Source organism: Mucilaginibacter sp. PAMC 26640, from assembly GCA_001596135.1.
Classification (GTDB): domain Bacteria; phylum Bacteroidota; class Bacteroidia; order Sphingobacteriales; family Sphingobacteriaceae; genus Mucilaginibacter.
Map to the genome: position 1 here is coordinate 2,403,542 of CP014773.1, position 11,246 is coordinate 2,414,787.

The following is an 11,246-nucleotide window of genomic DNA, read 5'->3' on the forward strand; positions in this document are numbered from 1 at the left end:
CAATTTAAACACCGGCGCGTAGTACTGGATCGGGTGAGTGGTTACGATGGCCAGCTTTTTCATTTGGTGGTTAGGTTACCCATGTTTAAAAAGGGCTTCTCCAAACAGGTATAGCTTAAAAGCGATAAAGGATACAGGATAAGCGCACTGATAAGGGTTGTCATCAGCGGTGCAGCAATGCCGGTTGTAAATGTAAAATGTGCCTTGGTAAAATCGCCTACCACCGGGAAGATAATTCCGTGCAGCAAGTAAAAGCTAAAGGAGATGCGGCCCATTGTTTTAAAAATCCGGTTGCCCAGGATGATATTAAGCCATTTGGTTGAGGTTACCGCAAGATATAAAATACCCGAAAAGCCCAGGCTCATTAATGTAAAACCACTCAGCCTGTACAGATCGAAATAATCTTTAGAGAGACTTAATACGGGTTTGGAGATAAAGATCCGCCCGGTATAGGTTACAATGATGAATAGCAGCATCCAGGCCGCACGATAGGTTTTTATGGTGATATTTTTCAGGATCAGCCTTGCTACTATGATGCCCCAGCCAAACTCTATGCCGCGGAAAAGAATGGAACCGCCCAACTGGTAATAACTGCCTTTAGTGATAAACACCGATACGATGGCGGCCATAAGAATAAAGCCGAAGATAATGCCGAACGTTTTTTTGAAGCCTATTTTATTTTGATAGATGAGCAGGAATGGAATGATGAGATAGAACTGCCATTCCACGCCAAGTGTCCAGTAATAGGAAGCGGTGATGTACTGGTCAAAAAAGTAGCTTACATAAAATACATTATGCAGCATGTTGTAAATGATATTGATATCGGAATGATAAAAGATTTTCAGCACCAGGATGTAGATCAACGTTATGGTATAAAAAGCAGGGGAAAGCCTTATCCAGCGTTTAAATAAAAAGCGCCCAAAATCGGGGTAAGTAAAATCGGTTTTGCGGGTGTAAAAGTAGTACATACAAAAGCCGCTAATGGCAAAAAACATATCTACCCCATTAGCGCCAAGCGCTAGGATGTTGGCCAGGTCAAACTTACCCATATACCAGCGCGGATTACCGTGGTATGTCCAGGTATGGGTCCAAAGCACGCCCAGGGCAGCCAGGAATCTCAGTCCGTCAAGCGTTTGTATGCGTTCTCTCAAAATAATTTATTGCCTTTACAAATAGTGCTACCTGCTGCGCAGCCAGATGAGCGGCATTATAGTTTTCGATTTTTTCGCTCAGTTCGATCGGTTTAAAAATGCCTTTTCCCCAGGCCTCCAGCGTTTGATAGAGTGATTCTTTGCCATCTGTTAAAGTAAATAAAACGGCATCAGTGGTGCAGCTTTTTAAAGTGTTTACTGCAGGGCTATCCGGGTGGAAGATGGCAAGCAGCGGTTTTTTTGTAAGCAGATAGGGGTAAAGTTTGGATGCCGTGTATTTAGGGTCATCCGAACCCGGTATAAAAAGGGCATCAGCTTGTTGCAGGATGTTCAGCGTATGATAGTAGCTTACCCTGTCGGTCAGCTCCACTACCTGTTTTTCTACGCCATATTGTGCCGCAAGCGGTAATATAGTTGGTGTGCCCATACCTTTGGGCGCATAACTTGTACCAATAAAATAGAATTTCAGGTGGCCGAAAAGTTCCGGCTGATGGGTCAATCCTTTTTGCAGGGCGGCAAATACCGGAGCGATGGCTCTATGCAGATCTGCGCCACCGCGACCAATATAAACGATATTCACGGTGTCTTTACCTAATACATTCTCAAAGGACTGTTGATTTTGCAGTGCAATGGGCAGGTCGGGCGTAAAAAAGCCAAAGGTGATGGTAGCCCCAGGAACATTTTCTATTTCACGGTAGCGCAATTTCAGATCAGCGATATAATCCGGAGATACACTGATCAGCCCATTAACACCTTTTAGGGCCATCGGCTCCAGCCATTTATTTAAGCGATAGCTGAACCAGTATTTTTTTGGCCGCTGATTTTTAGGCTTGTCGCGGTAGTAGTCAGAATGCCAGGGATCCTGCATATCTATCACATATGGCACCTTAAACTTCTTTTTCCAATAAGCTCCCAAAATACATACCGGGAACTGCGTGGTAGAAAAGTAGATCAGGTCGAAATGCGATCTGCGCATTAAATCGGTCACATACTTTTTATAGTACCATAAGGCGCGCAGCGCAATACTCCCGAGACCTAATTTGCTGGTCCAGCTTTTATCAAAGGCTTTTACCTTATGGATCTTCAGATCCGCAGGAATGCTCTGCAGGAGCAACTCGTCCTGCGCCATATCGGTATGAAACGGGTCAACTATAACCACTTCAGCTTCCCAGTCCAGGTGCTTAAAATAAGGCAGACTGGTACGCACCCGGTGCATATCCGCAGCATTTACCGGCGGAAAGTAAGGTGATATGATGAGTACCCGTTTCATTATTCTGCCAGTTTGGTTTTGATCAATGCCAGATACTTTTGGCTTTCCTCCTCCCAGTTCAACACCTCCCTGGCTACCCTAATTGCGTTTTTACGGACCTTTAAAAGCTCCTCGGGGTGATGATAATAGTATGAAATAGCTTCGGCTAAGAAGGCGGCGTTGCCATTTTGATAGATTTTGCCAAGCCCCTGATATTCCGACAGCAGTTGCTGTTGAGCCAAAGTGTCGCTGGCTATCAGGGCCAGCCCGGCTTGGATGTAGGTAAAAATTTTATTAGTAAGGCAAATATTACGGTTAAACGGCACGCTTGTTTCCATAGCCAAGCCAATATCAAATTGGGATGCATAAGAAATAATATGATCTGAAGGGATAGGCGAATTAAAGGTGATGACTACGCTATCCCCGGCTAAGGCTAATAATTGCTTCTTTACTTGCTCGCTTGCATGCCCAAGTAAATGAAGTTCGATACCCGGTAAGTTGAGCTGTTTTAAAGCTTCGATGCAATCACCAATTCCGCGGTCTGCTGCTATCGTTTGCGAAAACCAAAACAACTTAAGCTTACCGGCATGGGTATTGGCCGGTGTTAAGATTTTTTCTGAGCAAAAAGTATTTAAAATGGTAACCGGCGCAACCGGATATATTGCAGCATAGGCAGCACTGATGGCCGGGCTGCTGGTGGTTAAGTAATCTGCCTGCGGCAGATACTTGTCTTCAATAAATTGCTTGAGCTTTAGGTCGATGCTTTTGATATCATCTGTTACCTCGTTCCTGTGAAAATCTTCGGCATCAAAACCGCATTTTGCCTGATGCTTCTTGGCTGCTAATACTGCAGCAGGCAGTGCGGCAAGGTTGTGAGCGATGTACAGGTCAGCATGATGTTTCAGTGCTTCGTTAGTTAGCAGATGCGTACACCTGCCAATCGCCATTTCAGCAAAGGGTGACCTTATCCTAAGGCAATCTATAAATTTTTGCCCGCTTTTATGCCTGATCCTGCTCAACCAATAAGTTGCTTTATTTTGCTCCGGAGTGCCGCCAACCCGGATAGCACTCCATTTTTTGGACGCCAGTAGCGGTTTATCCAGCTCGGTTCCCCAATGGTTCCAGAATTGGTAAATAACCAGTACATCGTAACCGGCCGCTGCAAGGGTATCAGCCTCCTTAACCAATCGCGGGTTAAGTGAGGGCTGGCCGGAGGTGATCAGCGCTATTTTATGCGGTTTACTCATTTATGGCTTGGCCAGATAAACGCTGATTTTATTGAGTCTGTTGACCATCGGTTTTAGTTGAGCAAGTGAACCTCAATACGGAACGGAGGGATGTAAGCAAAGCGGTTTTATCTTTGAGTCAGGCATCAGGCTTTGTGCAGGGACAGGTATTTTAAAGCGATTATTTTATTGTCGAACCTTTCCCGGGCCGATTGGCGGCACAGATTGCGGTCGATTTTTTTTAGCGACGGCAGTTTGGTAAGCATTTCTGCTTCGGTATTCACTACAAAACCGTTTACGCCCTCGGTTACCACTTCGGGTACAGAACCCCGCCTGAAAGCGATAACCGGTGTGCCGCAGGCCATGGCCTCTATCATCACCATACCAAAAGGCTCATCCCATTCAATTGGGAATAAAAGGGCTTTTGCTTTGCCAAGGTATTCGTTCTTCTGCTCATCGTTTAAGGGTCCCAGGAAGCTGATCTGATCGTTATCGATCAGCGGCTCAATCTCTTGTTTAAAATAAGCATAGTTATCCGCTGTGTGCGAAACGTTCCCTGCAATGATGAGTTTGTTGCCGCTCGCTTTGGCAACACTTATAGCGGTGTGTACCCCTTTTATTTTATCCAGCCGGCCTAAAAACATCAGCGGCGCATTATCGCCTATGGTTTCCTGTAGTTGGTATTTAGAAAAATCAATGGCGTTGTAAACTGTTTCCCACCTGCCTGCTATGTTGCCGGTAGCAACGCAATAATTGCTGCATGCGGTAAATACCATATTTTTATTGGGCAGGCTGTTGATGATCTTAATTCCCTTGGCGGTAACCGGGCGGCCATAGGTCATGATCTTGGTAGCGGCCGCGTTCACCGCAGGCAAGAGGTAGATCAGCCTGCCGAAATTATGGATGATATCAAAGCGTTTGCTATTTAAAGCCAGGTATTTCCATACAAAGGCGGTTTCTTTGGCTTTAATTACCGACGACCGCTCAAGATCATTAACCCCGAAGGTAACCGTATTGCCGCTGCAATAAGAATCCGGCCCGGCAAGCAAAGTTACCTCATGGCCAAGCCTGGTGTATTCTTCAGCAAAGAGATAAACCAGCCGTTCGTGCCCGCCGTAGGTAGCCGGCGGAACAGAGATTCCGGGGTCCATTATCAATAAGATCTTCATGCTATTTCTGCGGCAACACTTTTATAGATCCGCAGGTAGAGTTCTGCGCAATGCTCCATGGTCAGGTTCTCTAAAACGTAATTTCTCGGTTTAAATTCAGCTAATTTGGATTGAAATACCTGCAATTGCGTCTCAAAATCCCGGGCATTTTCAAACTTAATGCCACAGCGTTCATCCCAATAGGGAACAGAACTTACCGGCCCGTATTTTACCCGATGCGGATAGTACGCCGGATCCTGCCAGTAGCCGCCCCTGTCCCAGGCCAGCACGGGGGTATTCGTCGCCAGGATCTGCTGATAGGCTTGTCCCTGGGTTTCATGCTCACATAGAAAGATCACTGCTTTGGAGGTTTTAAGTTTGGCAGTCAGTTCATTATGAGTGTAGTTGCCATAGCGGATAAACTGGTAAGTTAAATTTAGTTTATCCAATATTTTGATGATCGGGTTGATCAGGTCGCCCTGGTATTGATCATGTTCCCAGCGCACTTTATCGTATAGCAGAAAATCAAATTCTTTTGGAAGAGAATTTAATGGCAACCATTGTTTGGTATCAATACCTACCGGCCAGGCTACCACTTTGTCTCCATAAAAAGGCTTGAACATATCGGCCATCCAATTGCCGGGCACCAATATTTTTTTAATGGTAGGATGCAGTGCCAGCAAATTTTGATCATCGATAGGATGGGAGAAGATCCCCGCACCGAAGATGATGGGGTTGGGCCATATTTTTTCGGTAAGTAAATGTGGCTTGCCTATAATACAAGCTATTTCTTCAGGATGTTTTTGGATGTGCGCATAGTCATTATAGCGAAAGGGTACATTTATTTTTTTTAAACCCTCCATCAGGTTTAGCGCAACCATCATTACGCCACCCGGCTTTTGTTTGCCACGTATTAGCCTGCGAATAAGGCGCCGCGGGTAGCGGTCGTACCTGATCCACCGGTCGGGATCCGGCTCGCTATAAAAAATGTTAAGCGGTTTTTCCAACTTTACGGGCTAAAACGCCATAGCTCATTCCAATGGATGATGGGTCTCTTCTTTCAATAAACTTTTTAATTCCCCTGGCAGGCAGTTGCACAAATGATGATGAAGCTTTTAGCGCTTTATCAAACAATTCAGTAGGTCCGTCAAGGGTTACGTATTCTACTACTTCAAGGCCGTTATCGTTCAGCAATTTCTCCAGAATATGTGGCCAGGCAGTAAATACGTGATGATTTAAACGCAGATCAGATTCGGTAAAGCAGGTTAAAAATCCCTTAAACAGTAAATTTACCCTGCTGCTGCTCCAACCGGGATTAGGTGTGCTAAGGATAAGATGCGCACCCGGTGCCATTACCGCTGCAAGGTTTTTTATGCAAAGCCAGGGATTATTCAAATGCTCCACGATCTCTAAAAACGTAACGAAATCTGCCGGCGGGCAATCATAAGGAAATGGCTCCTGGATATCCCATTGCTTCACTTCGTTGTTCGCAGGAAAAAGATCGAACGAATAGTTTTCTCTTGTTTCGGTACCAATTGTTTTAACCAATGTGTTCGGCCCGGCCCCTACATCGTAGTAAACGGGCTTCTTTTGTTGATGATATTGATCAATGAGGCCTTTTGCTGTTAAAGCTGCCCATTCAAACCGGTTGATTGATAAATTGCCTGTGAGTTGCATTTAGATCCCTATGTTTCTTTTTAATTTGAGAAGCCGCTCGGTAGTTACAAAACCTAAATTCTTGTACATGCCCGCAAGGCCTTTATTTGTTTCCGGTGTAAATCCGGGATTAAGTTGATATACCCACCGGTAAACGCTATGAGCTTCCTGTAAATCTGAATCCGCCATCCAGTGAGCGAGGTGCCACAGGTTGTTGCAAACGGCGTTTTTTCGGCGCTGGGTTAATTCCCCGCGTATTTCCAAAGCAGATAAAGCTTTGTTGAAGATGTTATAATACGCTAAATGGTAAGCGGCTTTTTGCAAGCCGCCTATCCGCTGCAAGCGTGCTTTATTGTGCATGCGATGGGCCAGCGCGGGGAGTTCAATATAGCCGGTTTTTGGCAGCTTCATCGCAGTTTCTATAATAAACTGCCGGTCGTCCACACCGCCAAATTCCTGCCGGTGGGGAATATCTTTAATAAATTCTTTTTTAAACAGGTAAGCGCTATAATGAGATGAATCGCATTCGCCCAATTGCTGAGCCAGGAAGTCATCACAAATGGTCCACTCAACTTTTTTAACAAATTGTTCCGTCTCATTATAAACCTCATATCCGGCACAAACAATGTCTAGCTGCTCCGCTTCGGCCCTGGCAAAAAGGTGGTCGGTTGAAAATGGTAAAACCCAGTCATCAGAATCCAAAAATCGCACGTATTTCGCTTTTGCCATGGCAAAGCCTGCGTTTACGGCCCAGTCCTTCCCCTGATTTTCCTGCCGGATGGTGATAATACCCGGTTGTTTTATCAACCATTCCCAGGTGCCATCGGTACTTCCATCATCTATAACAATTACTTCAACAGCCAGCGCGGTTTGCCTGCAGCTTTCAATCGCTTTGGGCAGGCTCCATAAACGGTTATAAGCGGGTATAATGATGCTTACGTCCATATCAGTCTACTATCCTTTCCGATTTTTTGATCTGCCGTGTTCCAAACAGGGAACGAAACACCGGACGCAATATATTTGTAAGCAATAGCCTGGATTTTACGGGCAAAGTTACCTGTAAAAATGTAAGCCTTTTAGCCGTGGCCACGCTCTTTTTATCGGCATAAAAATATTTCAGTTGCTTTGCCTCCTTCATATAGGGTAGCAAACGGGTATGGTGCCCAAGGTAGTGGATCACAAGCGGGTTACCTATTGTAAGGGGCCACTCGCTATTGTATGCTTTATCATTGGGTGTATTGTACAACTTGGCAATACCGGCCAACACATCGGCCTTTACCCCCGATGCAAAGTTTACAAATTCCCCGAGTATACTGCCATCGTCGGCTACGGGTGATTGATCGTTAAGCTGCATAGCCAGCGCCATCAGCACTTCATCGTTGGGGCGGCTGCGTAAACGCACAAAGCCAATTTCATCGTATTGCTGTTCCAGTTCCCTTGCCGTTTGGTAAACCTTATCCGTCTCAACGCTTTTTTCGAGATAATAGATCCCGCCGTTAAACTTCGGCAGATGTGGTACATGAAATTTTTTGCAGATCGCTGCCACATCGCCAAACCATTCGCCGGATGATACATAGCTGCCAGCAACTGATACTTGTTTGCCTTTAAAGCGGTCAAAAACTGTAGTGAGATCACCGTATATGAGGCAGTCGCTATCTATAAATAAAGTTTGCCCTTCCTTAGCCAACTTATCCAGGTGGAGTTTGGCAGAAAAACCCGTACCCAACTCGCCGGGCTTTAAAATACCGATGTCAATATGATCTTTCACATCAGCGGGTATCAGTTCGGGCTGATCGGTAAACAGGCAGAATTTAATATCGCTGGTTTGATGCCACCACATAAATGAGCGGGCAAGGTTAACCGCCATCTCCACATAAATTGCTTTGCCGGTTGCCAGGGTGATTACGCGCCGTTCAGTAGATGCTATCAATATCCGTGTTTATAAAAGCTAAGCAACCGGGCGGCTTTCCAACCAAAGATGCGGCTCAACAGCATACTTGCCTTGCCTGATACATATTTGGGGCCGCTGTAGCCATATTTGTTTGCTTGGTTAATAGCCCTGGCCGATACATCCTTAACCGCCGGATAAGCCGCAACGCCTATTTGCCAATAGTGCTTTGCCAAGGCGCGCTCTACTATTTTATCGGTAGTTTTCTCCCTCAGGTATTTTAATTTAAGATCGGTAGCCAGCAACAGGTTCTCAAACGCTTCCCTGTTTTTTTGTGCCGACAATGTTTTGCCTTTAAGATGCTTTCGGTAATAGTTGATACCCTTTTTACTGAATTTAACGCCTTTGCCTGCCAAAATCACCCTGGCAAAAAACTCGCCGTCATCGTCCGGGCACCGGAACTCATTCCAGGGGCCGGCCTTGTCTATCAAGGACTTTGGAGTAAGCCAGGCATTGGTCTGGATCATGCCGCCAACACCGGGAATTACCTCCGGGCCGGCGTATAGCCTGATCAAAAAATCTACCGGATCATCAGAGCCGCTATCAAACCATTCGCCGGTAACCGGTAGGGTAGTGTAGTCATCGGTGTCGTTAAAATGAACCGTGCCACATAGCGCGATATAATCGTTACTTCCGTTCAGGACTTCTACCTGGGCTGCGATCTTATCCGGAGATAAGATATCATCCGCATCTAAAAATTGAATGTATTTACCGCCAGCATGTTTAAGGCCGAGGTTACGTGCCGCACTCGCGCCTTTGTTGATCTGTGTGAGTACTGTTACCTTGTTCCTGTATTTGTTCGCGATAGCCAGTGATTCATCTGTAGATTGATCATCGATTATGATAACCTCGGTGTTAGGCCAGGTTTGCCCAAGTGCCGACAAGATGGTTGCTTCAATATATGCAGCAGCATTATACAACGGTATAATAATAGTTACTAGTGGTTGCAGATTGGCTGGCATTTAGGAAGCAGAGAAAATTTCTATCCACCGGTTGCGCAGGGAGGCGTTTTCAGGGGGCGTGTTATTATTGAACCAGGGTTGTTGTAAGCAGGCGATATATTTATCCTGATCTTTATCCAGTGCAATTACCTGGTCCACCAGGTCGCTAAAGTTCAAGCCTTTAAATTGCAGTTTCAGTTTGAGCGACTTGCCCGTTGCTTTAAGCTTTCGCTGGATCCGGTCCGTAGGCGAGCGGTAAAACTGTGGCCGGATGTCCCTGAAGTTAAATTGCGACCGGCGCTCCAGAAATTCAACCACAGGGGAGCTGGCGGGTTTAATGTAGTCGGCCGCATTTAAAAAGCTTTCGGTATTGAAAATCTCGCCAACGTTTGGGTCGCCGCAATATATGGGCAGGCTTTTGCAAAGCATGGCATCGTACAATTTCTCTGTTTGATAACCAGGATAAACATTGTTCTCGAATGCTATGGTAAACTTATATTCCGACAAAAACTGATGCTTAACCGCCCATTTATCACCTTGGTAAATCTCTTCTACGGGGCGCATGTTGTTCATGCTTTTACCGGGAGCATCTACTCTTTTATATTTTGATAGTTGCCTGAAGAACTCCTCGCGATAAGGTACAGGGTGCGAATAAAAAAAATTACAGAATTTGGTTTTGGATTCGAGGATTTTTCCGGCATCCCAATCTACTTTCACCAACTCCTGCGGGTCGAGGTTATGCCATTGGATGCGCCTGTATTTCGGATTGTTTATCTCTGTCTCTAAAGGAATTCCGAAGGCCCAGTCGCAGGCTTCCAGATCCGGCGTGATGTTTTCGCAAAAATAGCCAATGCGGGTGTAAGGGCCCGGGGCAGGTACGTCGTTGCCGTAGGGAGCAAAAAATATAAAATCGGGTTGATCGCTTTCTATAAACTCAAATTTATCCAGTACAATGTTCAGGATCTCTTTCAGGGCCCATTCCTTACTCATGCCATTTTGAAAACGGATCTTAACCTGCTGTTTCATCCTGCAATAAAACTGAAATCGCCTCTGCTGTTGTGATCGGCAATGCTTTCGTAAAGTTTGTTATAAAGCTGGTTGAGCTCATCAAACGCCGGTATTTGCGCCGGGGCGTGTTGAATGGGTTGGTTTTTAAGCTGATAGTTAATGGCCTTACCAATAGCGATCTTTATTTCAGAATACAGTGAAATATCTGACCTGTCGCCGGCGTAACCGTATTTGATCCGGCCAATTTCACCCTCTTTTTTTAGGCGCAACCCGTTAGTAGACGAAGTAACGTTGCCCGGCGTATGTACCGACATGCTGTTATAACCGGTGTAGTAGGCAATATTTGCTTGGAGGTACGAACAGCGCAGGGAGTATTCCCAATCCATCATGGCAAATTGGGTATCAAACAAGCCTAGATAGCTTAATGCGCTTTTCCTGATGAGCATATACGCATCGCCAAAACTAAAGCAGGGGGTTTTGCCGTCGCGCCAGGCCTGGTAGTACTTTAATCTGCTATCGGTTGCTATATGGTCAGATGTAAGTATGGTGGTTAAAGAATTGGAGATGCATATATCCGTTGCCGGGTTTTCCAGCATAAAGTTGCAGCACTTCCGGATATCCGGCAACGAGTAAACATCGTCGTCGATGATCTTTTTAATAATGGTTCCTTTGGCCATCAGCAATGCCTTGTTCCAGCCGTGGGCCTGGTTGTGGTCGGGTTCGCTAATAAACTGGTGGATCTTATCAGCATCATACAGCTCCTGCAGGAATTCCTGGGCACCATCGTTGCTGTTGGCATCCACCACAACTATTTCTTCTCCCGGCTGCAGCGCAGCGATTAATCTCATCAGATTAATTTTCAAGAAAGGTAGTCTGTTGCGGGTAGCTATGATCAATGAAAGGTGGATGGCCGGCATAT

The 11,246-nt window shown here is 45.7% G+C and carries 11 protein-coding genes; all 11 read right to left on the reverse strand.

Annotated elements, in window-relative coordinates; translation table 11 throughout:
- Positions 1-59 precede the first annotated feature (59 nt).
- The 11 genes from A0256_10470 to A0256_10520 all read right to left on the reverse strand — a co-directional run bounded on the left by A0256_10470 (position 60) and on the right by A0256_10520 (position 11,244).
- Positions 60-1,151: a hypothetical protein gene (locus tag A0256_10470; GenBank protein ID AMR31813.1), complete on the reverse strand. Its 1,092-nt coding sequence runs from the start codon at positions 1,149-1,151 to the stop codon at positions 60-62.
- Entirely contained in the window at positions 1,126-2,421 is a 1,296-nt protein-coding gene (locus tag A0256_10475; protein ID AMR31814.1) for a hypothetical protein, read from the reverse strand. The genes A0256_10470 and A0256_10475 overlap by 26 nt, the downstream gene beginning before the upstream one ends.
- Positions 2,421-3,647 carry a hypothetical protein gene (locus tag A0256_10480; GenBank protein AMR31815.1) on the reverse strand — a complete coding sequence of 409 codons (1,227 nt, stop codon included), beginning with the start codon at positions 3,645-3,647 and terminating at the stop codon, positions 2,421-2,423. The genes A0256_10475 and A0256_10480 overlap by 1 nt, the downstream gene beginning before the upstream one ends.
- A gap of 125 nt (positions 3,648-3,772) precedes the next feature.
- Positions 3,773-4,795, reverse strand: coding sequence for a hypothetical protein (locus A0256_10485; GenBank protein ID AMR31816.1), 1,023 nt, complete (start codon positions 4,793-4,795; stop codon positions 3,773-3,775).
- Positions 4,792-5,781: a hypothetical protein gene (locus A0256_10490; GenBank protein AMR31817.1), complete on the reverse strand. Its 990-nt coding sequence runs from the start codon at positions 5,779-5,781 to the stop codon at positions 4,792-4,794. Before A0256_10490 ends, A0256_10485 begins: the two co-directional genes overlap by 4 nt.
- The gene (locus A0256_10495; GenBank protein AMR31818.1) at positions 5,765-6,451 is read right to left on the reverse strand and encodes a hypothetical protein; all 687 of its coding nucleotides are present in this window, start codon (positions 6,449-6,451) and stop codon (positions 5,765-5,767) included. The genes A0256_10490 and A0256_10495 overlap by 17 nt, the downstream gene beginning before the upstream one ends.
- Positions 6,452-7,375: a hypothetical protein gene (locus A0256_10500; GenBank protein ID AMR31819.1), complete on the reverse strand. Its 924-nt coding sequence runs from the start codon at positions 7,373-7,375 to the stop codon at positions 6,452-6,454.
- Between the two features lies 1 nt (position 7,376).
- The gene (locus A0256_10505) at positions 7,377-8,360 is read right to left on the reverse strand and encodes a hypothetical protein (protein AMR31820.1); all 984 of its coding nucleotides are present in this window, start codon (positions 8,358-8,360) and stop codon (positions 7,377-7,379) included.
- Positions 8,357-9,340 carry a hypothetical protein gene (locus A0256_10510; protein AMR31821.1) on the reverse strand — a complete coding sequence of 328 codons (984 nt, stop codon included), beginning with the start codon at positions 9,338-9,340 and terminating at the stop codon, positions 8,357-8,359. Before A0256_10510 ends, A0256_10505 begins: the two co-directional genes overlap by 4 nt.
- Positions 9,341-10,345: a hypothetical protein gene (locus tag A0256_10515; protein AMR31822.1), complete on the reverse strand. Its 1,005-nt coding sequence runs from the start codon at positions 10,343-10,345 to the stop codon at positions 9,341-9,343.
- Positions 10,342-11,244 (reverse strand): hypothetical protein, encoded by a 903-nt coding sequence (locus A0256_10520; protein ID AMR31823.1) that lies wholly within the window; start codon positions 11,242-11,244, stop codon positions 10,342-10,344. The genes A0256_10515 and A0256_10520 overlap by 4 nt, the downstream gene beginning before the upstream one ends.
- Positions 11,245-11,246 lie beyond the last annotated feature (2 nt).